Annotated in this window: 25 protein-coding genes and 1 pseudogene; 10 read left to right on the top strand and 16 right to left on the bottom strand. The window is 66.6% G+C overall.

Annotated elements, in window-relative coordinates; all coding sequences use genetic code 11:
* The first annotated feature begins 205 nt into the window (after window positions 1-205).
* Genes lepA through nagZ form a run of 9 tightly spaced genes read left to right on the top strand, consistent with a single transcriptional unit; the run spans window position 206 to window position 8,113 of the window.
* Window positions 206-2,017, top strand: coding sequence for a translation elongation factor 4 (gene lepA, locus QFZ47_RS06125; RefSeq protein ID WP_307654798.1), 1,812 nt, complete (start codon window positions 206-208; stop codon window positions 2,015-2,017).
* A gap of 8 nt (window positions 2,018-2,025) precedes the next feature.
* The gene (gene lepB / locus QFZ47_RS06120; protein ID WP_307654797.1) at window positions 2,026-2,991 is read left to right on the top strand and encodes a signal peptidase I; all 966 of its coding nucleotides are present in this window, start codon (window positions 2,026-2,028) and stop codon (window positions 2,989-2,991) included.
* Between the two features lie 31 nt (window positions 2,992-3,022).
* Window positions 3,023-3,391, top strand: a complete 369-nt coding sequence (locus tag QFZ47_RS06115; RefSeq protein ID WP_307654796.1) for a DUF4845 domain-containing protein — start codon at window positions 3,023-3,025, stop codon at window positions 3,389-3,391.
* A gap of 17 nt (window positions 3,392-3,408) precedes the next feature.
* Window positions 3,409-4,095 carry a ribonuclease III gene (gene rnc / locus QFZ47_RS06110; RefSeq protein ID WP_307654795.1) on the top strand — a complete coding sequence of 229 codons (687 nt, stop codon included), beginning with the start codon at window positions 3,409-3,411 and terminating at the stop codon, window positions 4,093-4,095.
* Window positions 4,096-4,102: 7 nt separating this feature from the next.
* Window positions 4,103-5,068, top strand: coding sequence for a GTPase Era (era, locus tag QFZ47_RS06105; RefSeq protein ID WP_307654794.1), 966 nt, complete (start codon window positions 4,103-4,105; stop codon window positions 5,066-5,068).
* Between the two features lies 1 nt (window position 5,069).
* A complete protein-coding gene (gene recO, locus QFZ47_RS06100) occupies window positions 5,070-5,843 on the top strand; it encodes a DNA repair protein RecO (protein ID WP_307654793.1) in 774 nt (257 codons plus the stop codon).
* Complete coding sequence (locus tag QFZ47_RS06095; protein ID WP_307654792.1) at window positions 5,840-6,604, top strand: pyridoxine 5'-phosphate synthase; 765 nt, start codon at window positions 5,840-5,842, stop codon at window positions 6,602-6,604. The genes recO and QFZ47_RS06095 overlap by 4 nt, the downstream gene beginning before the upstream one ends.
* Window positions 6,605-6,617: 13 nt before the next feature.
* A complete protein-coding gene (acpS, locus tag QFZ47_RS06090; RefSeq protein ID WP_307654791.1) occupies window positions 6,618-7,010 on the top strand; it encodes a holo-ACP synthase in 393 nt (130 codons plus the stop codon).
* The gene (nagZ, locus tag QFZ47_RS06085; RefSeq protein ID WP_307654790.1) at window positions 7,007-8,113 is read left to right on the top strand and encodes a beta-N-acetylhexosaminidase; all 1,107 of its coding nucleotides are present in this window, start codon (window positions 7,007-7,009) and stop codon (window positions 8,111-8,113) included. Before acpS ends, nagZ begins: the two co-directional genes overlap by 4 nt.
* Window positions 8,114-8,124: 11 nt before the next feature.
* Here nagZ and QFZ47_RS06080 read toward each other — a convergent pair whose 3' ends face one another.
* The 4 genes from QFZ47_RS06080 to QFZ47_RS06065 form a co-directional block, all read right to left on the bottom strand.
* On the bottom strand, window positions 8,125-8,664 hold the full coding sequence (locus QFZ47_RS06080) for a M48 family metallopeptidase (protein WP_307654789.1): 540 nt from the start codon (window positions 8,662-8,664) through the stop codon (window positions 8,125-8,127).
* Window positions 8,661-9,923, bottom strand: a complete 1,263-nt coding sequence (locus QFZ47_RS06075; protein WP_307654788.1) for an Hsp70 family protein — start codon at window positions 9,921-9,923, stop codon at window positions 8,661-8,663. Before QFZ47_RS06075 ends, QFZ47_RS06080 begins: the two co-directional genes overlap by 4 nt.
* 2 nt (window positions 9,924-9,925) lie before the next feature.
* Entirely contained in the window at window positions 9,926-11,488 is a 1,563-nt protein-coding gene (gene lysS, locus QFZ47_RS06070) for a lysine--tRNA ligase (protein WP_307654787.1), read from the bottom strand.
* A 122-nt stretch (window positions 11,489-11,610) separates the two neighbouring features.
* Window positions 11,611-12,258: an LON peptidase substrate-binding domain-containing protein gene (locus tag QFZ47_RS06065; protein ID WP_307654786.1), complete on the bottom strand. Its 648-nt coding sequence runs from the start codon at window positions 12,256-12,258 to the stop codon at window positions 11,611-11,613.
* Window positions 12,259-12,307: 49 nt separating this feature from the next.
* Here QFZ47_RS06065 and QFZ47_RS06060 point away from each other — a divergent pair, with 49 nt between their 5' ends.
* On the top strand, window positions 12,308-12,868 hold the full coding sequence (locus QFZ47_RS06060) for a YggT family protein (RefSeq protein ID WP_307654785.1): 561 nt from the start codon (window positions 12,308-12,310) through the stop codon (window positions 12,866-12,868).
* 148 nt (window positions 12,869-13,016) lie between these two features.
* Here the strand turns inward: QFZ47_RS06060 and accD are convergent, their stop codons facing one another.
* The 12 genes and pseudogenes from accD to QFZ47_RS06000 all read right to left on the bottom strand — a co-directional run bounded on the left by accD (window position 13,017) and on the right by QFZ47_RS06000 (window position 26,415).
* Window positions 13,017-13,889, bottom strand: coding sequence for an acetyl-CoA carboxylase, carboxyltransferase subunit beta (gene accD, locus QFZ47_RS06055; RefSeq protein ID WP_012746558.1), 873 nt, complete (start codon window positions 13,887-13,889; stop codon window positions 13,017-13,019).
* 94 nt (window positions 13,890-13,983) lie between these two features.
* Window positions 13,984-14,829 carry a tryptophan synthase subunit alpha gene (gene trpA / locus QFZ47_RS06050; RefSeq protein WP_307654784.1) on the bottom strand — a complete coding sequence of 282 codons (846 nt, stop codon included), beginning with the start codon at window positions 14,827-14,829 and terminating at the stop codon, window positions 13,984-13,986.
* A complete protein-coding gene (gene trpB, locus QFZ47_RS06045) occupies window positions 14,829-16,115 on the bottom strand; it encodes a tryptophan synthase subunit beta (protein ID WP_307654783.1) in 1,287 nt (428 codons plus the stop codon). The genes trpA and trpB overlap by 1 nt, the downstream gene beginning before the upstream one ends.
* A 49-nt stretch (window positions 16,116-16,164) precedes the next feature.
* Window positions 16,165-16,860 (bottom strand): phosphoribosylanthranilate isomerase, encoded by a 696-nt coding sequence (locus QFZ47_RS06040; RefSeq protein WP_307654782.1) that lies wholly within the window; start codon window positions 16,858-16,860, stop codon window positions 16,165-16,167.
* Window positions 16,857-17,669, bottom strand: a complete 813-nt coding sequence (truA, locus tag QFZ47_RS06035; RefSeq protein WP_307654781.1) for a tRNA pseudouridine(38-40) synthase TruA — start codon at window positions 17,667-17,669, stop codon at window positions 16,857-16,859. Before truA ends, QFZ47_RS06040 begins: the two co-directional genes overlap by 4 nt.
* 27 nt (window positions 17,670-17,696) lie before the next feature.
* Window positions 17,697-20,447: a FimV/HubP family polar landmark protein gene (locus QFZ47_RS06030; RefSeq protein WP_442480556.1), complete on the bottom strand. Its 2,751-nt coding sequence runs from the start codon at window positions 20,445-20,447 to the stop codon at window positions 17,697-17,699.
* Window positions 20,448-20,671: 224 nt separating this feature from the next.
* Window positions 20,672-21,841, bottom strand: a complete 1,170-nt coding sequence (gene asd / locus QFZ47_RS06025) for an aspartate-semialdehyde dehydrogenase (RefSeq protein ID WP_307654779.1) — start codon at window positions 21,839-21,841, stop codon at window positions 20,672-20,674.
* A 91-nt stretch (window positions 21,842-21,932) separates the two neighbouring features.
* Window positions 21,933-23,022: pseudogene (leuB, locus tag QFZ47_RS06020) on the bottom strand (3-isopropylmalate dehydrogenase).
* Between the two features lie 40 nt (window positions 23,023-23,062).
* Entirely contained in the window at window positions 23,063-23,713 is a 651-nt protein-coding gene (gene leuD, locus QFZ47_RS06015; RefSeq protein ID WP_307654778.1) for a 3-isopropylmalate dehydratase small subunit, read from the bottom strand.
* Window positions 23,714-23,730: 17 nt separating this feature from the next.
* Window positions 23,731-25,152 carry a 3-isopropylmalate dehydratase large subunit gene (gene leuC, locus QFZ47_RS06010; RefSeq protein WP_307654777.1) on the bottom strand — a complete coding sequence of 474 codons (1,422 nt, stop codon included), beginning with the start codon at window positions 25,150-25,152 and terminating at the stop codon, window positions 23,731-23,733.
* A 43-nt stretch (window positions 25,153-25,195) separates the two neighbouring features.
* Window positions 25,196-26,158 carry a LysR family transcriptional regulator gene (locus tag QFZ47_RS06005; protein ID WP_307654776.1) on the bottom strand — a complete coding sequence of 321 codons (963 nt, stop codon included), beginning with the start codon at window positions 26,156-26,158 and terminating at the stop codon, window positions 25,196-25,198.
* A gap of 116 nt (window positions 26,159-26,274) precedes the next feature.
* Window positions 26,275-26,415: an entericidin A/B family lipoprotein gene (locus QFZ47_RS06000; RefSeq protein WP_307654775.1), complete on the bottom strand. Its 141-nt coding sequence runs from the start codon at window positions 26,413-26,415 to the stop codon at window positions 26,275-26,277.
* Between the last annotated feature and the right edge of the window lie 121 nt (window positions 26,416-26,536).

Here is a 26,536-nt window from a genome sequence, read left to right as displayed (position 1 = left end):
TATCTTTGATGTTGTGGACCTGCAACGACCCGTTTTGACCCTGTCCCCGGATGTACGTGCCTCCCTTTTTGCCTACAATGAAGTTCCAACTACTGCAGTTGCCATTGCTTGTTGGTTCAGGGCGCGTCTCCAGAAGACGCGCCCTTTTTTCTTGCCTGTCGCACTCTGCGCACGAGCCAATTCAAGTACTTAAGCGTTCCCGTTGATGAATCACATCAGAAATTTTTCGATCATTGCGCACATCGATCACGGCAAGTCGACGCTCGCGGACCGTTTGATCCAGCGTTGCGGCGGCCTCGCGGAACGCGAGATGCAAGCGCAGGTGCTCGACTCGATGGACATCGAAAAAGAGCGTGGGATAACCATCAAGGCGCAGACCGCTGCGCTGCACTACAAGGCGCTCGATGGACAGGTCTACAACCTCAATCTGATCGACACGCCGGGCCACGTCGACTTCTCGTATGAAGTGAGCCGCTCCCTGTCGGCGTGCGAAGGCGCGCTGCTCGTCGTCGATGCATCGCAAGGCGTCGAAGCGCAGACGGTGGCCAACTGCTACACCGCGCTCGACCTCGGCGTCGAAGTGGTGCCGGTGCTCAACAAGATGGATCTGCCCAACGCGGATCCCGACAACGCGCGCACCGAAATCGAAGACGTGATCGGCATCGACGCGACCGATGCGATTCCATGTTCCGCGAAGACGGGCCTGGGCATCGACGAGATCCTCGAAGCCGTCGTGCACAAGATGCCCGCGCCGCGCGGCAATCCCGACGGTCCGCTGCGCGCGATGATCGTCGACAGCTGGTTCGATGCGTACGTCGGCGTCGTCATGCTGGTGCGCGTGGTCGACGGCCGGCTGGTGAAGGGCGAGCGCATCAAGATGATGGCGTCCGGCGCCATGTACAACGCCGACAACATCGGCGTCTTCACGCCGGCCAACGAGCCGCGCCCTTCGCTCGAGGCGGGCGAGGTGGGCTACATCATCGCGGGCATCAAGGAGCTGCAGGCCGCCAAGGTCGGCGACACCGTGACGCTGATCAAGCCGGGCACGGGCGGCGCGGCCGCCACCGCCACCGAGGCGCTGCCGGGCTTCAAGGAAATCCAGCCGCAGGTGTTTGCCGGCCTCTACCCGACCGAGGCCAGCGAGTACGACTCGCTGCGCGACGCGCTCGAAAAACTCAAGCTCAACGATTCATCGCTGCGCTACGAACCCGAGGTGAGCCAGGCGCTGGGCTTCGGCTTCCGCTGCGGCTTTCTGGGCCTGCTGCACATGGAAATCGTGCAGGAGCGCCTGGAGCGCGAGTTCGACCAGGACCTGATCACGACCGCGCCGAGCGTGGTCTACCAGGTGGTCCGGAACGACGGCGAAGTCATCATGGTCGAGAACCCGTCCAAGATGCCCGACGTCGGCAAGATGAGCGAGATCCGCGAGCCGATCGTCACCGTGCACCTTTACATGCCGCAGGAATACGTCGGCGCGGTGATGACGCTGGCCAACCAGAAGCGCGGCGTGCAGATGAACATGGCCTACCACGGCCGCCAGGTCATGCTGACCTACGAGATGCCGCTCGGCGAGATCGTGCTCGACTTCTTCGACAAGCTGAAGTCGGTCAGCCGCGGCTATGCCTCGATGGACTACGAGTTCAAGGAATATCGCGCGTCCGACGTGGTCAAGGTCGACATCCTGCTGAACGGCGAGAAGGTCGATGCGCTTTCCATCATCGTGCACCGGAGCCAATCGCAGTACCGGGGCCGGGCAGTGGTGTCGAAGATGCGCGAGATCATTTCGCGCCAGATGTTCGACGTGGCCATCCAGGCCGCCATCGGGGTCAACATCATTGCGCGTGAGACAATCAAGGCGCTGCGCAAGAACGTTCTTGCCAAGTGCTACGGCGGCGACATCACCCGCAAGAAGAAGCTGCTCGAGAAGCAGAAAGCGGGCAAGAAAAGAATGAAGCAGATCGGCTCCGTCGAGGTCCCGCAAGAGGCCTTCCTCGCGATTCTGCAAGTCGAAGACTGATCTCAAACATGGCATTCATCACTTCCCTGGTCCTTGCGGCCTTCGCCGGCTATGTCGGTGCCTGGTACTTTGGTGCCATCGAGGGCAATTTCGCGCTCCTGCTGTTCCTGGCCACGGTGGTCACCGGCCTGTACTGGCTGGCCGAGCGCTTCTACTTCCTGCCCCGGCGCGAGCGCACCGCCGCAGCGCTCGAAAGCTCGCTGAGCGAGCGCAACGCGCGCCTGGCCGGGCAGGGGATCACGCAGGTCGACACCGCCGACGCCAAGGCCAGCGAGCGCCTGCTGATGCAGCCGTGGTGGCTCGACTGGACGGCCGGGCTGTTCCCGGTGATTCTGGTGGTGTTCCTGCTGCGCTCGTTCCTGTACGAGCCCTTCAAGATTCCGTCGGGCTCGATGATGCCGACGCTGCTCACGGGCGACCTGATCCTGGTGAACAAGTTCACCTACGGCCTGCGCCTGCCGGTCATCAATACCAAGATCACCGACGGCACCCCGCTGGCGCGCGGCGATGTGGTGGTGTTCCGCTATCCGCCCAAGCCGAGCATGGACTACATCAAGCGCGTGGTCGGCGTCCCGGGCGACGAAGTGGCCTACCTGAACAAGAAGCTCACCATCAACGGCCAGCCGGTTTCCAAGAACCCGATGCCCGACTACCTCGACAGCGAGTCGATGCGCCTGCTCAGGCAGTTCACCGAAGACCTCGGGGGCAAGCAGCACAGGCTGCTCAACGACGACGCCGGTCCGGCTTTCGTCCAGGGCGCCACCGACTTTCCGTACCGCGAGAACTGCCGCTACTCCGTCGAAGGCGTGGTGTGCAAGGTGCCGGCCGGCAACTACTTCATGATGGGCGACAACCGCGATAATTCGGCGGACTCCCGTTTCTGGGGATTCGTTCCGGACAAGAACATCGTGGGCAGGGCGTTCTTCGTCTGGATGAACTTCGGCGACCTGGGTCGCATCGGTCCATTCCAATAAGCAGTCAGCATTGTTCGAGGGGTAAGAGGGCATGAGAACAAATCGGTCCATCCGCAGCAGGGCCGCGCATCAGCGCGGCATCTCGTTCATCGGTCTGGTGTTTGTCGCCGTGGTGCTGGCTTGCGTCGGCGTCGTCGTCGCGCAGGTCATCCCGACGCTGATCGAATGGCAGGCCATCGACAAGGCCGCCAACAAGGCCAAGGAAGGCACCACCGTGCCCGAAGTGCGCGCCATCTTCGATCGGGCCCAGGCCATCGACGACTTCCAGTCGGTCTCGGGCAAGGACCTCGACATCAAGAAGGTCGGCGAGAAGGTGGTCGTGTCGTATGCCTACGAGCGCGAGATCCCCTTGTTCGGGCCGGCCTACCTGGTGCTCAAGTACAAGGGCCAGACCCGCTGAACGCGGCGACACGCAAGGTGGACGGCGGCCTCACGGCGCTGCAGGAGCGCCTCAAGCATTCGTTCTCCGATCCGCGGCTGCTTCAGCTCGCGCTCACGCACCGCAGTTTTTCGGCCGACCACAACGAGCGCCTCGAATTCCTCGGCGACTCGGTGCTCAATCTCGCGGTATCGCACCTGCTCTACATCCGTCTTTCGGCGCTGCCCGAGGGCGACCTGTCGCGCGTGCGGGCCAACCTGGTCAAGCAGGACACACTGCATCGCCTGGCGCTGGAACTGCAGCTGTCGCCATTGCTGCGCCTTGGCGAAGGCGAGGCGCGCTCCGGCGGGCCCAACCGGCCCTCGATCCTGGCCGACGCGCTCGAAGCGCTGATCGGCGCGGTCTACCTCGATGCCGGCTTTTCGGCCGCCGAGGCGCTGGTGCGGCGGCTCTACGAGTCGGTCGAAATCAATCCGCGCATGGATGCGGTGGCCAAGGATCCGAAGACCGAATTGCAGGAATGGCTGCAGGGTCACAAAATGAAGCTGCCGGCGTACCGCGTGGCGGCCACGCTCGGCGCAGCGCACAAGCAGACTTTCGATGTCGAGTGCGAGGTGCCGGAGCTGGGCCTGCGCGAACGCGGCATCGGTGGTTCGCGACGTGCCGGCGAGCAGGCTGCCGCGGCGGCCATGTTGATCCGGCTCAAGGCACGCGGGGCCGCGTGAAATCAGAATGAACGACGCTATCAATTCAGCAGCAGACTCCCAGGGCCCGGCAGGCGATACGGGCGCAAGCGGCCCTCGGCACTGCGGCCTGATCGCCATTGTCGGCAAGCCCAACGTGGGCAAATCGACGCTGCTCAATGCGCTGGTGGGCCAGAAGATCAGCATCACCTCGCGCAAGGCGCAGACCACGCGGCACCGCATCACGGGCATGCGCACGCTGGGGGCCACGCAGTTCGTGTTCGTCGATACGCCGGGTTTCCAGACCCTGCATGCCAACGCGCTGAACAAATCGCTCAACAAGACCGTGCAGGGCGCGGTCGGCGATGTGGACCTGATTCTTTTCGTGGTCGAGGCGGGCAGCTTCACGCCGGCCGACGAGCGGGTGCTCAAGCTGCTGGGCAAGGGCATTCCCACCGTGCTGCTGGCCAACAAGCTCGACAACGTGCACCGCCGCGGCGACATCGCGCCCTGGCTGCAGACCATGCAGGCGAAGCACGCCTTCGCCGAGTTCGTGCCGATGTCGGCCAAGAATGCCAAGGACGTCGAACGCCTGTTCGGCATCTGCGAGAAATACCTGCCCGAACAGCCCTGGTTCTATGCCGAGGACGAGCTCACCGACCGCAGCGAGAAATTCCTCGCGGGCGAGCTGGTGCGCGAGAAGCTGTTCCGCCTGACCGGCGACGAACTGCCCTACACCTCGACCGTGATCATCGACAAGTTCGAGGAAGAACCGCCCCAGAAGAAGGGCCAGAAGCGCCTGCTGCGCATCGCGGCCACCATCGTGGTGGAGCGCGACGGCCACAAGGCCATGGTGATCGGCGACAAGGGCGAGCGCATCAAGCGCATCGGCATGGAAACCCGGGTCGAGCTCGAAAAGCTGGCCGACGCCAAGGTGTTCCTCGAACTGTGGGTCAAGGTGCGGTCCGGCTGGGCCGACGACGAAGCCCGCGTGCGCTCGTTCGGCTACGAATGAAGTGGCAACTGCCCACCGCGTTTCGCACGAACCGGCTTATGTGCTCCATCGCTACGACTGGAGCGAGTCGAGCCTGATCCTCGAGGTGTTTACCCGCCACCACGGGCGCATCGCGCTGGTGGCCAAGGGAGCGAAGCGGCCGAGCTCCAATTTCAGGCCGGTGCTGCTGCCGTTGCAGCCCTTGCAGCTCAACTACGGCGGCGACGCCGAGATCCGCACGCTCAAGGGCGCCGAGTGGATGGGCGGCCATGTCATGCCGACCGGCGAGGCGCTGCTCTCGGGCTACTACGTCAACGAACTGCTGCTGCGCCTGCTGGCGCGGGACGATGCCCACGAGGCGCTGTTCGATGCCTATGCGGGCGTGGTGCAGGTGCTGGCGGGCGACCACGCCGGCGCCCAGGCCGCCACCCAGGCCGCGGCGCTGCGCGCCTTCGAGTTGCTGCTGCTGCGCGCAGTGGGCCTGTTGCCGTCGCTCGACGCCCAGACCCTCACGCTCGAGCCGCTCGTGGCCGATGCCCGCTACAGCCTGGTGCCCGAAGCCGGCCTGCGGCTGGCGGGCGAGGACGAGGCGGCGCTGGCCGGCGCCGACTGGCAGTCGCTGCAGGGCGTGCTCGACGACCGCGCACCCTTCACGGCCACGCTGCGCGAGATTGCCACCATGAATGCCGGCAGCAACAGCGCCCTTCGAAACCAGCTGCGCGTGCTGCTCAACTACCATTGCGGGGTGTCCACGCTGCGCACGCGGCAGATGATGAGAGATTTGCAAGCCCTATGAGCACTCCAGGCCAATCCGCTACCACCTCGCTGTCGGTCAACCTCAACAAGGTGGCCCTGGTGCGCAACACGCGTGCGCTCGGCATTCCGAGCGTGCTCACCGCCGCCAAGGCCTGCCTTGCGGCCGGAGCGCAGGGAATCACCGTGCACCCGCGGCCCGACGAGCGCCACATCCGGCCGCACGACGTGAGCGACCTCGCCGCGCTGCTGGCCACGGACTGGCCCGCGATCGAGTTCAACATCGAAGGCAACCCTTTCCACAACCTGATGGACTTCGTGCGCGCGCTGAAGCCGCACCAGGCCACCTTCGTGCCCGACAGCGAAACCCAGTCGACCAGCGACCATGGCTGGAGCTTCCCCGAAGACGCCGACCGCCTGCGCCCGCTGATTGCCGAGGCCCAAGCCCTGGGCGTGCGTGTGAGCCTCTTCATGGACCCCATTCCCGAGATGATGGCCGCGGCCAAGGCGGTGGGCGCCGATCGCGTCGAGCTCTATACCGAAGGCTATGCCGCATCGCGCGGCACGCCGGGCGAGCAGGCCGTGCTCGCGCGCTATGTCGAAGCGGCGCGCGCGGCGCAAGCGGCGGGGCTCGGCCTCAATGCAGGCCACGACCTGAGCCGCGACAACCTCACGGCGTTCCTGCGCGCGGTGCGCGGTGTCCGGGAAGTTTCCATCGGGCATGCCTTCATCGCCGATGCGCTCGAACTCGGCTATGCCGCCACCACCAAGGAATACCTGCGCTGCATCCAAGAGGCGCAGTGAGCGCGGGATCGGCATGATCTACGGCATCGGCACCGACATCTGCGACCTGCGGCGTATCGCCGCCACGTTCGAGCGCCAGGGCGAGCGCTTTGCCCACCGGGTGCTGAGCGACGCCGAATTCGCGGTCTGGAAGGCCCGCAGCGAGCGCTGGCCCAAGCGCGGCCTGAGCTATCTGGCCACGCGTTTTTCCGCCAAGGAGGCCTTCAGCAAGGCCATCGGCCTGGGCATGCGCATGCCGATGACGTGGCGCCTGTGCGAGATCGCCAACCTGCGCAGCGGCAAGCCCATCATCGTGCTGCACGGCGAACTCAAGGAATGGTTCGAGGCCAGGGGCCTCACGGCCCATGTCACCGTGACCGACGAAACCGAATATGCCGCGAGTTTCGTGGTGGTGGAGAAACTATGACCGCCGGGCCCGCCCGTTCCCACGCGCCGCTGATCATCGACGTGGCGGCCACCGGGCTGAACGACGCCGACCGCCGGCGCATCGCCAACCCCCTGGTCGGCGGCGTGATCCATTTCGCCCGCAACTGGCAGGACCGTGCGCAGATGAGCGCGCTCAATGCCGAGATCAAGGCCATCCGCCCCGACCTGCTGATCTGCGTGGACCACGAAGGCGGCCGCGTGCAGCGCTTTCGCACCGACGGCTTCACGCGGCTGCCCTCGATGCGCGCGCTGGGCGAGCTGTGGATGCGCGATGCGATGCGCGCCACACAGGCCGCAACGGCAACCGGCCAGGTGCTTGCCGCCGAACTGCGCGCCTGCGGCGTCGACTTCAGCTTTGCGCCGGTGCTCGACCTGGACTTCGGTGGCAGCAGCGTGATCGGCGACCGCAGCTTTCACCGCGACCCGCGCGTGGTGGCGCTGCTTGCCAAGAGCGCGATGCACGGCATGCTGCAGATGGGCATGCGCAACTGCGGCAAGCACTTTCCGGGGCATGGCTTCGTCAGTGCCGATTCGCACGTGGAAATTCCGGTCGACCGGCGCGGCCTCAAGGCCATCCTGGCCGACGATGCACGGCCCTACGACTGGCTCGCGGGCACCCTCACGGCGGTGATGCCGGCGCACGTGATCTATCCGAAGGTCGACAAGCGGCCCGCGGGCTTTTCGTCCAGGTGGCTGAAAGACATCCTGCGCAACCGGCTTGCCTTCGATGGCGCCATCTTCAGCGATGACCTCAGCATGGAGGCGGGGCGCTACATCGGCGGCGAACTGCTGAGCTATGCCGATGCCGCGCTGGCGGCACTCGGCGCGGGCTGCGATCTGGCGATGCTGTGCAACCAGAGCATCGGCGATGGCCGGCCCCTCGACGAACTGCTCGATGGCGTTGCCGCGGCGGCCGGGGCAGGGCGCTGGCAGCCCGATGCGAAGAGCGAGGCACGTCGCCGGGCGCTGCTGCCGCAAGCGCCGCCGCTCGGCTGGAACGCGCTGGTCGATTCGGCGGGCTATGGATACGCCCGGCAGGTGCTCGCGCAGGCCGGGCTCGCAGCGCCGCACGGCGACGGCTGAGGGGCGACTGGCTACGGCGCGGTGCCCGGGGCCGGACCCGGCAGCGCGCTCGCCCACAGGCGCTCGCCGCCCGAATCCAGGTGCGTCAGGTACAGCCGTACGTCGAATTCGAGCCGGTGATAGTCCGGTTCCATGTGCTCGCAGAGCGCATAGAAGCTCTTGTCATGGTCCCGCTCCTTCATGTGCGCGAGCTCGTGGACCACGATCATGCGCAGCCATTCCAGCGGCACTTCCCTGAACAGGCTCGCCACCCGGATTTCGCGCTTGGTCTTGAGCTTGCTGCCCTGCACGCGCGAAACGGTGGTGTGCGTGCCGAGCGCGTTACGGATCACATGCAGCTTGCTGTCGAACGCCACCTTGGACAGCGGCGGGGCCTTGCGCATGAAATCGCTCTTGAGCTCGCTCACGTAGTCGTAGAGCGCCCGGTCCGTCTGCACCTCGTGAAGGGGGCCGGGATAGCGCTTCTGCAGCAAGGGCGCGAGCCCTTCGGTGGCGACCAGCTGCTGAACCTGCGCGAGCAGTGCGGGTGGGTAGCCCGCGAGGTATTTCATGCCACCGGTCCCGCGCAGGCGAGCCCGGTCGCCACGCCGCCGAACAGATCGCCCTCGACGAGGTTCACGCCGGCGAAGCTCCTGCGCAAGGCCTGCTGGAACGGCCGCAGGGCCGAAGAGCCGCCCGTCAGGTAGATGGCGTCGAGATCGCCGCTGCGCAGCCCGGCGCGCTTGACGCAGGCATGCGCGCAGGCAATCACGTTTTCGAGCAATGGAGAAAGCTGCTGCGCCATGTCGGCGGGCGAGAGCGAGGCGGCCAGGCCCGGTTCGGCGCACGAGAGGTCGATGGTGGTGGGCGCATCGTTCACCGAGGCATCGATCTTCGCCTGCTCGACCTCGCTGGCGATGCGGTGGCCGTGGCGCTCTTCCAGCACCGCCATCAGCCGGTCGTGCAGCCGCGTGTCGCTGTAGCTCGTGCGCAAGTCCTTCGCCTGCCGCACAGCCTTGGCGGCATAGAGCCAGTTGATCAGGTGCCAGGACGAAAGCTCGAAGAACACCTTGCTCGGCACTTCGCGCCCCTGCGCACCCGTGTGGCGAAAGCCGAACGCCGGCATGACGCGGTCGAGGTTCAGGCGCTGGTCGAAGTCGGTGCCGCCGATGTGCACGCCGCTGGTGGCCAGCACGTCGCCGCTGCGGTCTTCGCGTGCGGCACGGTCCGGACCAACGCGCACGACGGTGAAGTCGGAGGTGCCGCCGCCGACGTCGACGATCAGCACCAGCGATTCCTTGGCAATGCGCTGTTCGTAGTCGAAGGCCGCTGCAATCGGCTCGAGCTGAAAGGCGACGTCGCGGAACCCGGCCGCACGCGCCGCGTGGCGCAGGCTTTCTTCCGCGCGTTCGTCCCGCTTGGAATCGTCGTCCACGAAGTGCACGGGCCGGCCGATGACCACGCGCTCCGGCACCCGGCCCAGCTCGCGGCCCGCCCGCACGGCGAGTTCGCGCAGGAAGCGCGCGATGATGTCCTCGAAGCTCACGAGGCCGTCGTAGACAGCCGTTTTCTCCTGCATCAGCGCGCTGCCGAGCAGGCTCTTGAGCGAGCGCATCAGGCGGCCTTCGACGCCCGCCAGGTAGAGCGCGACGGCTTCACGGCCGAAATGGGTCGTGCGGTCTTCGGCGTTGAAGAAGATCGCGGTCGGCAGCGTGGTGGCCGCGCCCTCGATGGGCAGCAGCCGGGCCGCGCCGTCGACCCGGCAGGCCACGGCGGAGTTGGAGGTGCCGAAGTCGATGCCGATCGTCGGCAGCGACGACGGTAACTTCACGCTCAAGATTCCCTGCGCAGCGCCGGGAACAGGATCACGTCGCGGATGCTCGGCGAATCGGTCAGCAGCATCATCAGCCGGTCGATGCCGATGCCGCAGCCGCCGGTGGGCGGCATGCCGTACTCCAGCGCGCGCACGAAGTCATGGTCGTAGAACATGGCTTCGTCGTCGCCGCTGTCCTTGGCGGCCACCTGCGCGTTGAAGCGCGCGGCCTGGTCCTCGGCGTCGTTGAGCTCGCTGAAGCCGTTGCCGAACTCGCGGCCCGTGATGTAGAGCTCGAAGCGCTCGGTGACCTCGGGCCGCTCGTCGTTGGCGCGCGCCAGCGGCGAGATCTCGGTCGGGTGCTCCATGATGAAGGTCGGCTGCCAGAGCTTCTCTTCCACCGTCTCTTCGAAGTACATCACCTGCAGGCTGGCCAGGCTGCGCTGCGAGAGCTTGTCCTTCTCCTCGCTCAGGCCGAGCTTGCGCAGGGCATTGATGAGCCAGGTGGCGTCGTCCACACCGTCACCGGCATCGGTGTGCTTGAGGATCGCTTCGCGAATCGTCAGGCGCTCGAAGGGCTGGGTCAGGTCGACAGGCTTGCCTTGGTAGCTGAGCTGCTGCGTGCCCGCGGCCTTGTCGGCGATGGTGCGGATCAGCGTCTCGGTGAAGTCCATCAGGTCGCGGTAGTTCCAGTAGGCCGCGTAGAACTCCATCATCGTGAACTCGGGGTTGTGCCGCACCGAGATGCCCTCGTTGCGATAGCTCCGGTTGATTTCGAACACGCGCTCGAAGCCGCCGACGATCAGGCGCTTGAGGTAGAGCTCGGGCGCGATGCGCAGGAACATCTCCTGGTCGAGCGCGTTGTGGTGCGTCTTGAAGGGCTTGGCGTTGGCGCCGCCGGGAATGGGGTGCAGCATCGGCGTTTCGACTTCGAGGAAGTCGTGCGCCACCATGAACTCGCGCAGCGCGCTCACGGCCTTGCTGCGCGCGGTGAAGCGCACGCGTGCGGATTCGTCGGTGATCAGGTCGACGTAGCGTTGGCGGTACTTCTGCTCTTGGTCGGCCATGCCGTGGAACTTGTCGGGCAGCGGGCGCAGGCTCTTGGTGAGCAGGCGCAGCCGGCTCACCTTGACCGACAGCTCGCCGGTCTTGGTCTTCATCAGCGTGCCTTCGGCGCCCACGATGTCGCCCAGGTCCCAGCGCTTGAAGTCGGCGTAGGCCTCTTCGCCGATGGCATCGCGCGTGACGTAGAGCTGGATGCGGCCGGTGGCGTCCTGCACCGTTGCGAAACTGGCCTTGCCCATCACACGCTTGAGCATCATGCGGCCTGCCACGCTCACGGAAATGGCCTGCGCCTCGAGCGTTTCGGCATCGGCGGCGCCATGCGCTTCCATCAGCGCAGCGGCACGGTGGCCCGGCTTGAAGTCGTTGGGGAACGCAACGCCCTTGCCCTCAGCCTGCGCGGCGCGCATCAGCTTGAGTTTTTCGCGGCGCTCCGCGATGAGCTGGTTGTCGTCGACGGCGGGCGCGGCGGCTGGAGCCGCGGCGGGCGTGGGAATGGAGGGGATCAGGTGGTCGGACATGGAGAGCGGGTGGGGCGCAACAAAAGTGAGCGCAACCGGGCATTTTAGCCGATCGGGTGCCAACGGAACCGGCCTCCAGTGCCCGCCAATCCTGCACGAAATGCTATGAAAGAAGTAGCACTCTATTCAGTGATGCCCGCACGTGCCAGCAGATCGCTGACCAGTTCGAGCCGCATCAGCGGACTGTCGAGTTCCATGAGCCGCTGCCGCAGTTCGAGTTGCATGGGCACCAGTTCGCACCAGCGGTTGGCCACCCAGCTGCAATCGTCGAACCGATAGGGCTCGCCGACGGGCAGGCGCGGGGCCTCTGCGCCCTGTGCGCGGCGTCGTTCTTCGAGGGTGTCGACAAGGCGCCGCAGCGCCGTGGCGGTGTGCTGGAGATCGCCTGGAATTTCGAGCGCGGTGTCTTCGGCCAAGGCTTCCGCCTGGGCAACCCACAAGCCGTATTTCTGCAGTTCGGCGGCGCGGACCCGGAAGCGCTGCGTGCCGACGCATTCGATCTGCAGCAGGCCGCTTTGCGGCGAATCGAATTCGCGGATGACCGCCAGCGTACCGACGGCGGCGAAGCTTTCCGCCTCGGCGCCGGCCTTGCGAACTTCGCTACCGCTCGTGAGGCTGACCACGCCGAAGGGCGCATCGGCCTTGCGGCATTTGCCGATCATGTCGAGATAACGTACCTCGAAAATACGCAGTGGAAGCACGCCCCCCGGAAACAGGACCGTGCCGAGCGGGAACAATGGCAGTGAATGCAAAAGGGGCTGTGTGGTCATCGAGGAACCTTGCATGGCTATCATCGCATTCCCCTCACGACCACGCCCCATGCTCTACCAGATCCCCTCGTTCCTTCTCGACGTGATCGTCGGCCTGCTCGGCGGCGCCTGCCTTCTGCGCCTTTACATGCAGTACCACCGCGTGCCGTTCGGCAACCCGCTCGGGCGTTTCGTCTTTGCGATCACCGACTGGATCGTGCTGCCGCTGCGCCGCATCGTGCCTTCAGTCAAGCGCTGGGATCTGGCGAGCCTGATCGCCGCATGGCTGCTGGTGCTGGCCAAATTCCTCCTGCTCTGGCTGCTGATCGGAAATCTGGGCCGGATTGCCGCCTTGCCGCTCGTTTCACTGGTGGGACTGCTGCAGCTCGCCGTTTCGGGGCTGACCGCGCTGCTGGTGGTCTATGCCGTGCTGTCGTGGATACCGGGTGCGTCGCCGATGCTGCTCGACCTCATTTCGCGGCTGGCCGAGCCGCTGGTGCGGCCGTTCCGCCGGTTCATTCCGCTGATCGGCGGCGTGGACCTGTCGCCCCTGGCCGCGATCGTAGTGCTGCAGGTGATTGCGATCGTGCTGGGCAACCTGCTGATCTGGGCCTACCGGCTGGGCGCCTGAGAAAAGCAAGTGCCGACTGGTGCTTGCTCGCGCAAGTGCGCTCTCATTCCAGAAACACCGCGGAACCGGCTTCGCCGGGCCGCAGGTGTTGCCCCCGGCAGGGGGAGGGCGAAGCGGACACGAAGTGCCGCGCAGCCTGGGGGCGAGCCTAGCTCACTGCGTCGGCCGGCTGGCGCAGCAGCATCGCGAGGGTGCTCGCAATGGTCTTGCGCAGCTCGCGGCGGTCGCTGATGAAGTCGATCGCGCCCTTGGTCTGCAGGAACTCTGCGCGCTGGAAACCTTCGGGCAGCGTCACGCGCACGGTCGATTCGATCACGCGCGGGCCGGCAAAGCCGATCAGCGCCTTGGGCTCGGCAATGACCACATCGCCCACGAAGGCGAAGCCGGCGCTCACGCCGCCCATGGTCGGGTCGGTCAGCACGCTGATGTAGGGCAGGCCCTTCTTCGCGAGCCGGGTGAGCGCCGCATTGGTCTTGGCCATCTGCATCAGCGACAGCAGGCCTTCCTGCATGCGCGCGCCGCCGGTGGCCGTGAAGCAGATGAACGGCACCTTCTGTTCGATGGCCGTTTCCACGCCGCGCACGAAGCGTTCGCCGACCACGCTGCCCATGCTGCCGCCCATGAATTCGAACTCGAAGCAGGCCACGACCACGCTGATGCTGTGGACCGAGCCGCCCATGACGACCAGTGCATCGGTCTCGCCGGTGTTCTCGAGCGCTTCCTTGAGCCGCTCGGGGTATTTGCGGCTGTCCTTGAACTTGAGTGCGTCGACAGGCAGCACTTCCTGGCCGACCTCGTAGCGGCCCTCGGCGTCGAGGAAGGCATCGAGCCGTGCGCGGGCGCCGATGCGGTGATGGTGGCTGCAGCTCGGGCAGACATTCTGGTTGTGCTCGAGGTCGGTCTTGTAGAGAACGGTCTCGCAGGCGGGGCATTTGATCCACAGGCCCTCGGGCACCTGGCGGCGCTCCGACGGGTCGGTTTGTGCGATCTTGGCGGGTAGCAGTTTTTCAAGCCAGCTCATAGGACTCCGAATTTCTCAGGAAGGATGCCTTCCTGACGATTAGCTCCCCTCTCCCGCGCGCGGGAGAGGGGCTGGGGGTGAGGGGCAGCAGCGATTATCGGCCAGCCGCGTTCTTGGGGGTAGCCGCCGGCAGCGCATCGAGCGCCTCGCGGATGCCGGCGAGGAATTCGCGCACCGCGGGAACCACTTTCTCGCGCGGCTGCCCGTCGATCAGCTGGATGATCTTCGTGCCGATCACGACCGCATCCGCGGCCGAACCCACGGCCTGCGCCGTGCGCGCGTCGCGGATGCCGAAGCCCACGCCCACCGGAATGTCCACGTGCTCGCGGATGCGCGGGATCATCTGGCCAACCGCTTCGGTGTCGAGGTGGCCGGCGCCCGTCACGCCCTTGAGCGAGACGTAGTAGACATAGCCGCTCGCGATGCGCGCGACCTGCGCCATGCGCTCGCTGGTGCTGGTGGGGGCCAAGAGGAAGATCAGGTCGATGCCTGCGGCCTTGAGATCGGCCGCGAAGTCCTCGCACTCCTCGGGCGGGTAGTCGACCACCAGCAGGCCGTCGACGCCCGCGGCCGACGCATCGCGGATGAAGGCCTTCTTGCCGTGCACGAGGTCGTAGCGTTCGACCGGATTCGCATAGCCCATCAGCACCACGGGCGTGGCCGCGTCCTTCTGGCGGAAGGCGGCCACCATGGCCAGCACCTGCTTCATGCCAATGCCCAGAGCCAGTGCCGCCTCGCCGGCCTTCTGGATCACCGGGCCATCGGCCATCGGGTCGGAAAAGGGCACGCCGAGCTCGATCACGTCGGCGCCCGCCTCGACCATGCCGTGCATCAGCTCGGGTGTGATGTCCGCGTAAGGGAATCCGGCTGTGACGTAAGGAATCAAGGCGCGGCGGCCGTCTTTTTTCAGCGCGTCGAAGGTGGCGGCAATGCGGCTCATCACTTGCCTCCCTTCACGCTCAGCCCGCGCATCGAGGGCCGGTCGTAGAAGTCGACGCCCGACAGGTCGGCCACAGTGCCGATGTCCTTGTCGCCCCGGCCCGAGAGGTTCACCAGGATCGACTGGTCCGGCCGCATGGTCTTTGCGAGTTTCATGGCGTAGGCCACGGCGTGGCTCGATTCGAGGGCCGGAATGATGCCTTCGGTGCGGCACAGGTAGTGAAAGGCTTCGAGCGCCTCGATGTCGGTGATGCCGACGTACTCGGCGCGGCCGATGTCGGCCAGGTAGGCATGCTCGGGGCCCACGCCCGGATAGTCGAGCCCGGCGCTGATGCTGTGCGTTTCGGTGATCTGGCCGTCTTCGCTCTGCAGAAGGTAGGTGCGGTTGCCGTGCAGCACGCCCGGGCTGCCGCGCAGGATCGAAGCCGAGTGCTTGCCGCTGTCGAGCCCTTCGCCCGCGGCCTCGACGCCGATCAGGCGCGTGCCCGCGAACGGAATGTAGGGATGGAAGATGCCCATCGCGTTGCTGCCGCCGCCCACGCAGGCCACCACCACGTCGGGCTGCCGGCCTTCGGCCTCGCCGGTGATGCCCTGGGCTGCCAGCATGGCGGGCATCTGGTCGATGCACTCCGTGCCGATCACGCTCTGGAAGTCGCGCACCATGGTCGGGTAGGGGTGCGGGCCGGCCACGGTGCCGATGATGTAGAAGGTGTTCTCCACGTTCGTGACCCAGTCGCGCATGGCCTCGTTGAGGGCGTCCTTCAGCGTCTTGCTGCCCGACTCCACCGGCACCACCGTGGCGCCGAGCAGGTTCATGCGGTAGACGTTGGGGCTCTGGCGCTTCACGTCCTGGCTGCCCATGTAGACCACGCATTCGAGGCCGTAGCGCGCGCAGATGGTGGCGGTGGCCACGCCGTGCTGGCCGGCGCCGGTTTCGGCGATCACGCGGGGCTTGCCCATGCGGCGCGCGAGCATCGCCTGGCCGATCACGTTGTTGATCTTGTGCGCGCCGGTGTGGTTCAGGTCTTCGCGCTTGAGGTAGATCTGCGCGCCGCCCATCTCGCGGCTGGTGCGCGCGGCGTGGTAGACCGGCGAGGGCCGGCCGACGAAGTGCTTGAGCTCGTAGTGGAATTCGGCGAGGAATGCCGGATCGTCCTTGAACCTGGCGTACGCGTCGCGCAGCTCGTTGATCGCGTGGGTGAGCGTTTCGCTCGCGAAGGTGCCGCCGTAGTTGCCGAAGTGGCCGGTGGCGTCGGGTTGCTGGTAGTCCTGGAATTGGCTTTGCATGGTTCTCGATCGTTGGGCCGCAGCCCGAAATCACGATCGGGTGCGGCGGCTAACTGGAGAAGGAGGCGTCTGCGGCCCTGACGGCGGCGACGAACTGCCGGATCTTTCCGGCATCCTTCAGGCCCTTGTTCCCGGGACCGTCGATTTCGACGCCCGAGCTCACATCAACGGACAGCGTCTTGCAGCGCGTCCGCAGGATGCGAATGCCATCGCTCACGTTTGCAGGTGTGAGCCCACCACTCAAGACGAGGTGAGCGTCGACGGCGGGTGGAAGAAGTGACCAATCGAATGCCTTGCCGCCACCGCCATAACCTTCGACATGGGCGTCGAGCAGGATGGCCTGGGCGTGGGAGTAATCGGACGCGTATTTTACGAGGTCGAAGCCGGCTCCGGCGGCACCCAGCGGAATACGGGCCGCGCGCAGGTAGCGAAAGCGGCCCGGGCCGGTGGCTTCCTCGCATTGTTCGGGCGTTTCTTCGCCGTGGAACTGCGCGATGGAGCCCTTCACGCGGGCGAGCGATGCTATGACTTCGAGAGCATCACCGTTGACGAACAGCAGCACGGGTGTCACGAAAGGAGGCAGGCGCGAGGCCAACCGGGCGGCGCGCTCGGCCGTGACGGCGCGGGGGCTCGCGGCATAGAGCACGAAGCCGACGGCATCGGCCCCGGCCTCGACCGCGGCATCCACGTCGGCCTCGCGCGTGAGGCCGCAGATCTTGATGCGGGTGCGGGGAGCGGCAGTCATGGCGGCCCATCATAAGGAGCGCCGCCGGCCTGCAGCGTGGCCTCGGCCGGCAGACCCCACTTGGCGTCGTACAACGGTCCGAGAAAATACAGCCCGTTGGCCGAGAAGGTGGGCGCCGCCACCTTGCGGCTGCGCGCCTCGAGCACCTCGGTGATCCACTCGGGCCGCTCGTCGCCGCGGCCGATGCGCACCAGGCAGCCCATCAGGTTGCGGATCATGTGGTGCAGGAAGGCATCGGCCTCGAACTCGAAATGCCAGCGGCAGCGGTCGCCGCTGCCGACGCGCGTGATCTCGATGCGCCGCAGGTCCTTGACCGGCGAGCGCGCCTGGCAGGCCGAGGCGCGGAAGGAGCTGAAGTCGTGCTTGCCCACCAGCAGGGCGGCGGCGGCGCGCATTGCATCGCCGTCGAGTGCATGCATCGACCAGCCGACCCGGCCCGCATCGAGGCTGGGCCGCACGGGCGATTGCGACAGCACGTAGAGGTAGCGCCGCGCCAGTGCGCTGGCGCGGCAGTGGAATTCGTCGGGCACCGGCTGGGCCCACTGCACGGCGATGTCGTCGGGCAGATAGCGGTTGGTGCCGCGCATCCAGGAGAAGGGTTCGCGTTCGACCGTGGTGTCGAAGTGCACCACCTGCATCAGCGCATGCACGCCGGCGTCGGTGCGGCCGGCGCACAGCGTGCCGATGGGCTGCGCCGCGAACTTGGCGAGCGCGGCTTCGAGCTTGTCCTGCACCGTGCGGCCCGAGCGCTGGCTTTGCCAGCCCTCGTACGCCTGGCCGTTGTAGCGGATGCCTAGCGCCAGCCTCACGAATTCAGGAACAGCGGAAAAAGCTGCTCAGCGCAGCTCGGCGAGCAATTGCCTCGCCTCCGACTTGAGCTCGCCAGCGCTTTCGGCCTCGACTTCCTCGACCAGCGAGCGGGCGCCTTCGACGTCGCCGATGGCCTGCAGCTCGCGCGCCAGCGACAGCTTGACCGCATGGGGGCTCTCGTCGTCGCCATCGTCGTCCTGCGCGGCCCCGGAGAACGTTGCTGCTTCGGCGGTACTGGCCACCGGGCGGGCGGGAAGGCCGGCCAGCGCACTCATGTCGAATTCGATGAATCCAGAGTCTGCGGGCAGGTTGCCGCGCAGCCCGGCCGGGCGGGTGTTGGCGTCGGATTCACCCAGTGCGCCGGGGCGGGTGATCGGAGACAGCGCGCCAGGGGCGGTGTCGAAGTCGTTTTCCAGGTCGACCGGTGCGGTGGGCGCGTGCGCATGGCCGTTGGACAGCGGTGCGCTGCTGGCGGCGGGCGCATACGCCGCCTTCGGCAGGCTCGCACTCACCGGGGCGGGGGCAGGCGCGGGTGCCGGCGGCTGGCTCAGGTCCAGATCGAAGTCCAGCGGCGCGACCGAGGGCATGAAGGCTGGCGTGGCCGCCACGACGGGGGCGGGTGCAGGCGCTGCCACCGGGGCCGGCGCGGGCTTGGCCGCAGCCGTGGCGAGGGCGCCTGCAAAGGCGGCGCTTTCGGCCGGGGTCACGCCTCGGGGCGCGCCCGATTCGTACAGCGGATTGCCTGGATCGAGGTCCTTGCCCATTTCGACCACGCGGTTCCAGTCGGCGCCGATGCCGTTGGTCAGCTTGTGCACTTCGGTCGCAAGGCCTTCATAGGCCCGGACGTCGCGGCGCTTGGCATGGATCTCGAGCAGCTTGAGGTGGATGGCCGTGCGGTCCGGATTCACGCGGAGGGCCTCGCGCAGGATTTCCTCGGCCTGCAGGTCGCGGCCATAGGCGAGGTACACGTCCGCTTCGGCCACGGGGTCGACATCTCCCGCGTCGAGCTGGCTCGGCGAGTACGACAGCGACGACACGGTGGAGTCCCCGCGGTGCTTGGTGTCGACCGATTCGCCGCCGCTGGCGCCGAAGAACGAGTCTTTCGGGATGCGGCTTTCGAGAAACACGCTTTCGCTCATTTCTTCGCGCCGGCGGCCCAGAACACGGTAGAGCAGGAAGCCGACCAGCAAGGCGATCAGCGCTGCGCCGCCGAGCATCAGCGGGTTGTCCATCAGCTCTTCGAAGAAACCGCGTTCCACCGGAGGCGCAGGAGGGGCCGCCTTGACGACCGGCTTGGGCGTCGGAGCCGGCGCGGCGGCCGCGGCACTTGCCGCCGCTGCGGGAGCGGCCGGCGCCAGTTCGGACGTTGCAGCGGGCGTCGGCTCGGCGGCTGGAGCGGTGGGAGCAGCTGCTGCCGGTACCGCTGCGGCGGGCGCGGGAATCGCTGCCGGTGCCGCTGAAGCCGAAGCGGCCGCGGGCGTTGTGGCGGGAGCGGCGGGTGCCGTGGCGGGAGCAGCAGCCGGGGCGGGCGCGGTGGCTGCAGGCGCCGGACTGGCGGGTGCCGTGGCGGCGGGGACGCCCGGATTGGGAACGGGAATGCCGGGGGCTGCCGGTGCGGGTGCCGCCGAGCCAGCGGCAGGCGCCGCCGAACCGGTGGCTGCCTTGAGCTTGGCCAGTTCGTTGATGTTCTTCGAGAGTTCGGCAACGCGGTTGCTGCTGTCCTGCGCCTGGCGGGTCTGCGCAACCTTTTCGTCGGCGGCGCGGGCCGTGGCGCTGCCTTGCGAGATCGTCAGCTTGTCGGGTGCGCTTGCCGCGGCATTGCGATCCTCGACGTTGGCCTGCAGCTTGCCCGAAGCCTTGCGGTCGGCAGCGGCCACGTTCGACGTGGGTGCATTCTCGGCAAGGCGTTGGCGGTAGGCGCCGAAGTCGCGGCTCTGCGCGGTAATGGTGCGCCGCGCTTCCGACGGCAGAATGACGCCGGCTTCGGCGGCACTCGGCAGATCGAGCACGGCGCCGGCCTTCATGCGGTTGATGTTGCCACCAATGAACGCATCGGGATTGGCAAGCAGCAGCGCCACCAGCATCTGGTCGAGCGAGATGTCGGCGGGCTTGTGGGCCCCGGCGATCTTGCCGGCGGTATCGCCGCGCTGGACCGTGACCTGTTGTTCACCACCGCCAGCCGGACGAGCCGGCGCAGCGGCGCTGGGCGCCTGCGGCGCGGCGGGCACCGGCGCTGTGGGAGCGATGGCCGGCGCGACAGGTGCGCGCTCGCGGCGTGCGCGGACCGCAGCGGCACCCGGACGTTCTGCAGGCGGCGTGCTGACCTGCGGCGCGGCGGGCGAGATGGGCGCGCTCGGCGCCGCCTGGCGGGTTGCCGGCGGATCGAGCAGCACCGTGTAGTCGCGCACCATGCGGCCCGACGAACCGTTGGCCTCGAGCAGCAGGTCGACAAAGGGATCGTTGAGCGGACGGCTGCCGGTGAGCCGGACGACGTACTGGCCGCCGGCGCGGCGCTGCAGCGTGGCCTTGACGTCGCTCAGTGCGGCGTTGTACGGGACGCCCGCGTTCTTGAAGGCGTCGGCGCTGGCCACGTTGATCTTCAGGCTTTCCGCTTCGGCGGCTGCCATCTCGGTCACGTCGATTTCCGCGCGAAGCGGTTCGCCCAGGGCCGATTGCACCTTCAACTGCCCCAGCGCGAAGGCGCTGGCGTCAGTGCTTGCAATACCCAGGACCACGGCAACGGCCGCGCCGAGAACAGAGAGGCGAAGACCGTTCAAGGGCAGGGAGGGGCGAGCGGCCGATGGGCGGGCCGCGGGCAACAGATGTCTTGTCATGCTGATAGGGGCGGCTCAGGCCCAGAATTTGTAAGAGGACGTTAGCACCATCACCGAGTACTGACAAGGCGGTGCGCCTGTTCTACCCAGTGCGCGCATACTTACGCACACATTCAGCGTTGCTGAATGGCAACACTTCTGGTCCGCGGAGAGCCTGCGCGCCCCCATCAAGCCTCGAGCAGGATGCGCAGCATGCGGCGCAGCGGTTCGGCGGCACCCCACAGCAGTTGGTCGCCGATGGTGAAGGCGCCGACGTATTCGGGGCCCATCGCCAGCTTGCGGATGCGGCCGACCGGAATGTTCATGGTGCCCGTCACCGCCACCGGCGTCAGGTCCTTCAGGGTCGCTTCGCGGGTGTTCGGCACCACGCTGGCCCAGGGGTTGTCCGCGGCGATCAGTGCTTCGATGTCGGCCACGGGCACATTCTTCTTGAGCTTGAAGGTCAGCGCCTGGCTGTGGCAGCGCATGGCGCCGATGCGCACACAGAAGCCGTCGACTGGCACGGCGGCGGTGCCGAAGCCCGCGCCCTGGCCGAGAATCTTGTTGGTTTCCGCGCCGGCCTTCCATTCTTCCTTGGACATGCCCCACTCGGCATCGTCCGAGTTCTTGCCGATACCCAGATCCTTGTCGATCCAGGGGATCAGCGAGCCGCCCAGCGGTGCGCCGAAGTTGGCGGTTTCGGAAGCGCTGAGGTTCTGCTGCCTGTGCAGCACCTTGCGGTCGATCTCGAGGATGGCCGACTTGGGGTCGTCGAGCAGTGCGCGCACCTCGGCGTTGAGCGTGCCGAACTGGGTCAGCAACTCGCGCATGTGCTGCGCGCCGCCGCCCGAAGCCGCCTGGTAGGTCATGCTGGTCATCCACTCGACCAGGCCCGCCTTGTAGAGGGCGCCCACGCCCATCAGCATGCAGCTGACGGTGCAGTTGCCGCCGATCCAGTTCTTGCCGCCCTTGGCGAGCGCGTTCTGGATCACCGGCAGGTTGACGGGGTCGAGCACGATGACCGCGTCGTCGTTCATGCGCAGGGTGGAGGCGGCATCGATCCAGTGCCCGGCCCAGCCGGCGGCGCGCAGCTTGGGGAACACCTCGCTGGTGTAGTCGCCGCCCTGGCAGGTGATGACGATGTCGCACGTCTTCAGCGCCTCGATGTCGTTCGCATCCTTGAGCGCGGTCTCGTTCCTGGCCATGGCCGGGGCCTTGCCGCCGGCGTTGGAGGTCGAGAAGAAGACCGGCTCGATGAGCCCGAAGTCGCCTTCGGCCTGCATGCGGTCCATCAGGACCGAGCCGACCATGCCGCGCCAGCCTACGAGGCCGACCAGGGGTTGGGATGCGTTCGCCATTTCAGTTTGCCCTTTTAAAAAAGAAAGAAGTTGTCTTTTCTTGCCCCCGACTCGTCGAGCCGGGGAGGGGGCGTGACGAAGCGGGCTGCGGTTAGCCGGTAATCGTCTTTTTGGTGATTGCTGCAACAACCGCGTCGCCCATTTCGCGGGTGCCGACGCGCTTCGTGCCTTCTGACCAGATGTCACCGGTGCGCAGGCCGGAGGCGAGCACGTGCTTGACTGCCGACTCGATCCGGTCGGCAGCTTCGGCTTGGTTGAGTGAAAAACGGAGCATCATGGCAGCGGACAGTATTGTAGCCAATGGATTGGCAACCCCTTTGCCGGCAATGTCGGGGGCGCTGCCGTGGCTGGGCTCGTACAGGCCCTGGTTGCTCGCATTGAGCGACGCCGAGGGCAGCATGCCGATGGAACCGGTGAGCATGGCGGCCTCGTCCGAGAGGATGTCGCCGAACATGTTGCCGGTGACGATCACGTCGAATTTCTTGGGCGCCTTCACGAGCTGCATGGCCGCGTTGTCGACGTACATGTGGTCGAGTTCGATGTCCGGATAGTCCTTGTGCACCTCGGTCACGATGTCCTTCCAGAACTGGAAGGTTTCAAGCACGTTGGCCTTGTCCACGCTGGTCACGCGCTTGCTGCGCTTGCGCGCCGCTTCGAAGGCCACGCGGGCGATGCGCTCGACCTCGGGGCGCGAATAGCGCATGGTGTCGAAAGCCTCTTCGGCACCCGGAAAATGCCCGTCGACGGCCGTGCGGCGTCCGCGCGGCTGGCCGAAGTAGATGTCGCCGGTCAGTTCGCGGATGATGAGGATGTCCAGGCCCGAAATCAGCTCGGGCTTGAGGCTCGAGGCGCCCCACCAGCTGCTCGTAGCAGATGGCGGGGCGGAAATTGGCGAACAGGCCGAGGTTCTTGCGCAGGCCGAGAATGGCCTGCTCCGGGCGCAGCGGGCGGTCGAGCTTGTCGTACTTCCAGTCGCCGACGGCACCGAACAGCACCGCGTCGGCTTCCTTGGCAAGCTTGAGCGTGGCTTCGGGCAGCGGGTGGCCGTGGGCCTCGTAGGCCGCGCCGCCGACCAGTGCCGTTTCCATCTCGAAAGAGAGGTCGAGCGCGTCGAGCACGCGAATGGCTTCGGCCACTATTTCGGTGCCGATGCCGTCACCCGGGAGAACTGCGATTTTCATGATTGGATCTGAGGTTTTTTGAAAACGGAAATGAGGCCGATCACGAGATCATCGTGTGCGCGAGCCAGGGCTTCTGCGCCAGCCGCTCGGCCTCGAAGGCCTTGATCTTGTCCTTGTGGCGCAGCGTGAGGCCAATGTCGTCCAGGCCGTTGATCAGGCAGTACTTCCGGAAGGCCTGCACGTCGAACGCGAACTCGCCGCCATCGGGCTTCACGACCACCTGGCGCTCCAGGTCGATGGTGAGCGTGTAGCCGGGGAAGGCGAAGGTCTCGTCGAACAGCTGCGCCACCTGCGCCTCGGGCAGCACGATTGGCAGCAGGCCGTTCTTGAAGCTGTTGTTGAAGAAGATGTCGGCATAGCTCGGCGCGATGATCGCGCGGAAGCCGTACTGGTCGAGCGCCCATGGTGCGTGCTCGCGCGACGAGCCGCAGCCGAAGTTCTTGCGCGCCAGCAGCACCGAGGCGCCGGCATAGCGCGGCTGGTTCAGCACGAAGTCGGGGTTCGGCTTGCGGCTGGCCGGGTCCTGGCCCGGAAAGCCCGCGTCCAGATAGCGCCACTCATCGAACAGGTTCTGGCCGAAGCCGGTCTTGCGGATCGACTTGAGGAACTGCTTCGGGATGATCGCGTCGGTGTCGACGTTCTCGCGGTCCATGGGCGCCACGAGGCCCTTGTGCACGGTGAATTTCTGCATGTGGATCTCTTGTGTGTTCAGGCAAACGTACGCACGTCGACGAAATGGCCGTGCACGGCGGCGGCGGCGGCCATGGCCGGGCTCACGAGGTGGGTGCGGCCGCCGGCGCCCTGGCGGCCTTCGAAGTTGCGGTTGCTGGTGGAGGCGCAGCGCTCGCCGGGCTCCAGGCGGTCGGCGTTCATGGCCAGGCACATCGAGCAGCCGGGTTCGCGCCATTCGAAGCCCGCGGCCTTGAAGATCAGGTCGAGGCCTTCGCGCTCGGCCTGTTCCTTCACCACGCCCGAGCCGGGCACCACCATCGCGAGCTTCACGTTCTTTGCCACTTTCTGGCCGAGCTTTTTCACCACGGCCGCGGCTTCGCGCATGTCCTCGATGCGGCTGTTGGTGCACGAGCCGATGAACACCTTGTCGACGAAGATGTCGTTCATGGCCTTGTTCGGCTCCAGGCCCATGTAGACCAGCGCGCGCTCGATGGCGCCGCGCTTGCTGGCGTCTTTTTCCTTCTCGGGATCGGGCACGCGGCCGTTGATGTCGACCACCATCTCGGGCGAGGTGCCCCAGGTCACCTGCGGCTGGATCTGCGCGGCGTCGAGCTCAACCACGGCGTCGAACTTGGCGTCGGGGTCGGACTGCAGCGTGCGCCAGTAGGCCACGGCCTGGTCCCACTCCACGCCCGTGGGCGCGAGCGGGCGGCCCTTGACATAGCTGATGGTCTTTTCGTCGACCGCCACCAGGCCCGCGCGCGCACCGGCCTCGATGGCCATGTTGCAGACCGTCATGCGGCCTTCCATGCTCAGGTCGCGGATGGCCGAGCCCGCGAATTCGATGGTGTAGCCCGTGCCGCCGGCCGTGCCGATCTTGCCGATGATCGCGAGCACGATGTCCTTGGCCGTGCAGCCGAAAGGCAGCTTGCCTTCGACCTTCACGAGCATGTTCTTCGCCTTCTTGCCGAGCAGCGTCTGCGTGGCCATCACGTGCTCGACCTCGCTGGTGCCGATGCCGTGCGCGAGCGCGCCGAAGGCGCCATGGGTGGAGGTGTGCGAGTCGCCGCAGACGACCGTCATGCCCGGCAGCGTGGCGCCGCTTTCCGGGCCGATCACATGCACGATGCCCTGGCGCTTGCTCAGGAACGGGAAGAACGCGGCGGCGCCGAATTCCGCGATGTTCTTGTCCAGCGTGGTGACCTGCTCCTTGCTGGTGGGGTCGGCAATGCCTTCGTAGCCGCGCTCCCAGCCCGTGGTCGGCGTGTTGTGGTCGGCCGTGGCCACCACCGAGCTGATGCGCCATAGCTTGCGGCCGGCGACGCGCAGGCCCTCGAAGGCCTGCGGGCTGGTGACTTCGTGCACCAGGTGGCGGTCGATGTAGAGGATCGCGGTGCCGTCTTCCTCGGTGTGGACGACGTGTTCGTCCCAGATCTTGTCGTAGAGCGTGCGTGCCATGTCGTTCTCTTGTCTTTCGTGGGGAGGTGAATTGTCTGGTGTCCTAGGCGGCGAGCGGCTCGGCGGCGTCGTGGGCGGCCGCCGGCGCGCGCAGGTGGTTGACCAGCGTGCGCGCAGCCACCGGCAGGGTGGAGAAGTCGCGCGCCACCAGGCGGATCTCGCGCCGGGACCAGGCGTCGTTCAGCGCCACGCTGCGAAGGCGGCTGCCGATGCCCGCCTGCAGCAGCTCGAAGGCGCGCTGCGGCATCACGCCGATGCCCAGCCCGTTGTCGATCATGCGGCACATGGCGTCGAGCCCGGTCACGTGGATGCGCAGCTTGACGCTGCGGCCCGCCTCGAGCGCGGCCTGGTGCATGGCCACGTAGATCGAGCTGTTGGTGTGCAGGCCGACGTGGTCGAAATCGAGCGAGGCGGCAAAGTCGATCGGCCCCTGCGTGGCCAGCGGATGCCCGGCGGGTGCGATCAGCACGAGCCGGTCATGGCGGTAAGGCAGGGTCTGCAGTTCGTTCGTGCCGTCGGGAATGTGGCAGATGCCGAGGTCTGCGGCACCTTCCTGGACCGCACGCACCACCTCGTTGCTCAGGTGCTCTTCGAGGTCGATCTTGATCGCGTCGTGCTCGCGCGTGAAGGCGCCGAGGTCTTCCGGCAGAAACTGCACGATGGCCGAGATGTTGGCATGCACCCGCACATGGCCGCGCACGCCCTCGGCGTATTCGCTGAGTTCGCCCTGCATCTTCTCGAGGCTGTAGAGCACCGAGCGCGCATGGTGCAGCAGGCTTTCGCCCGCGGGGGAAAGATCCACGCCGCGCGCGTGGCGATAGAGGAGGGTGGTGCCCAGCGTGGCTTCCAGGTCCGACAGCCGCTTGCTGATGGCCGAGGCGGCGATGAATTCGCGTTCCGCCGCCCGCCCGATGCTGCCGAGTTCGCAAACGGCCACGAACAGCTGCAACGACGTGAGGTCGATGCGCCGGGCGAAATTGCGTTCGGAAGACGGGGGAGAGGTCATACGGGTCTTGGCATCTCGGATGGAGATGGAAGCCCGTATTTTCCCCTTGTTTTCAGGTATTGGTCATCGCCATGCACGATGACATTGCTGTCGGCGCGCGATGAGCGAAAGAGGCGTCATTGGCGCTTCTTGGAGGAATCCTCCATCTTTTCCCCGGCCTTCTGCACGTCCTGGCCGGCTCCTCTCCAGGTGTTGCAACCCGACAGCGGCACGGCAAGGGTAAATGCGACGGCGAACAATGCGACAAGCGACTTCATGATGAACTCCTTCGGCTAAGTGCTTTGCAGCCTATCGCCGGCTTCCCGGCGCCGCATGTCAGCCAAGACGCAAAAAAGCTGCCCGAGGGCAGCTTTCAGGGATGAACGCCGGAAGCGACGA

The sequence above is a fragment of the Variovorax paradoxus genome (assembly GCF_030815975.1).
Taxonomy (GTDB): domain Bacteria; phylum Pseudomonadota; class Gammaproteobacteria; order Burkholderiales; family Burkholderiaceae_C; genus Variovorax; species Variovorax paradoxus_N.
Note: the sequence above shows the minus strand (reverse complement) of the source record. Positions and strands in the feature narration are given on the sequence as shown.

What these genes read in the sequence shown, in the direction of transcription:
- lepA (WP_307654798.1), top strand. Translation starts at nt 206, where the DNA reads ATGAATCACATCAGAAATTTTTCGATCATTGCGCACATCGATCACGGC.
- lepB (WP_307654797.1), top strand. Translation starts at nt 2,026, where the DNA reads ATGGCATTCATCACTTCCCTGGTCCTTGCGGCCTTCGCCGGCTATGTC.
- QFZ47_RS06115 (WP_307654796.1), top strand. Translation starts at nt 3,023, where the DNA reads ATGAGAACAAATCGGTCCATCCGCAGCAGGGCCGCGCATCAGCGCGGC.
- era (WP_307654794.1), top strand. Translation starts at nt 4,103, where the DNA reads ATGAACGACGCTATCAATTCAGCAGCAGACTCCCAGGGCCCGGCAGGC.
- QFZ47_RS06095 (WP_307654792.1), top strand. Translation starts at nt 5,840, where the DNA reads ATGAGCACTCCAGGCCAATCCGCTACCACCTCGCTGTCGGTCAACCTC.
- acpS (WP_307654791.1), top strand. Translation starts at nt 6,618, where the DNA reads ATGATCTACGGCATCGGCACCGACATCTGCGACCTGCGGCGTATCGCC.
- nagZ (WP_307654790.1), top strand. Translation starts at nt 7,007, where the DNA reads ATGACCGCCGGGCCCGCCCGTTCCCACGCGCCGCTGATCATCGACGTG.
- QFZ47_RS06080 (WP_307654789.1), bottom strand. Translation starts at nt 8,664, where the DNA reads ATGAAATACCTCGCGGGCTACCCACCCGCACTGCTCGCGCAGGTTCAG.
- lysS (WP_307654787.1), bottom strand. Translation starts at nt 11,488, where the DNA reads ATGTCCGACCACCTGATCCCCTCCATTCCCACGCCCGCCGCGGCTCCA.
- QFZ47_RS06065 (WP_307654786.1), bottom strand. Translation starts at nt 12,258, where the DNA reads ATGACCACACAGCCCCTTTTGCATTCACTGCCATTGTTCCCGCTCGGC.
- QFZ47_RS06060 (WP_307654785.1), top strand. Translation starts at nt 12,308, where the DNA reads ATGCTCTACCAGATCCCCTCGTTCCTTCTCGACGTGATCGTCGGCCTG.
- accD (WP_012746558.1), bottom strand. Translation starts at nt 13,889, where the DNA reads ATGAGCTGGCTTGAAAAACTGCTACCCGCCAAGATCGCACAAACCGAC.
- trpA (WP_307654784.1), bottom strand. Translation starts at nt 14,829, where the DNA reads ATGAGCCGCATTGCCGCCACCTTCGACGCGCTGAAAAAAGACGGCCGC.
- trpB (WP_307654783.1), bottom strand. Translation starts at nt 16,115, where the DNA reads ATGCAAAGCCAATTCCAGGACTACCAGCAACCCGACGCCACCGGCCAC.
- QFZ47_RS06040 (WP_307654782.1), bottom strand. Translation starts at nt 16,860, where the DNA reads ATGACTGCCGCTCCCCGCACCCGCATCAAGATCTGCGGCCTCACGCGC.
- asd (WP_307654779.1), bottom strand. Translation starts at nt 21,841, where the DNA reads ATGGCGAACGCATCCCAACCCCTGGTCGGCCTCGTAGGCTGGCGCGGC.
- leuD (WP_307654778.1), bottom strand. Translation starts at nt 23,713, where the DNA reads ATGCAGAAATTCACCGTGCACAAGGGCCTCGTGGCGCCCATGGACCGC.
- leuC (WP_307654777.1), bottom strand. Translation starts at nt 25,152, where the DNA reads ATGGCACGCACGCTCTACGACAAGATCTGGGACGAACACGTCGTCCAC.
- QFZ47_RS06005 (WP_307654776.1), bottom strand. Translation starts at nt 26,158, where the DNA reads ATGACCTCTCCCCCGTCTTCCGAACGCAATTTCGCCCGGCGCATCGAC.
- QFZ47_RS06000 (WP_307654775.1), bottom strand. Translation starts at nt 26,415, where the DNA reads ATGAAGTCGCTTGTCGCATTGTTCGCCGTCGCATTTACCCTTGCCGTG.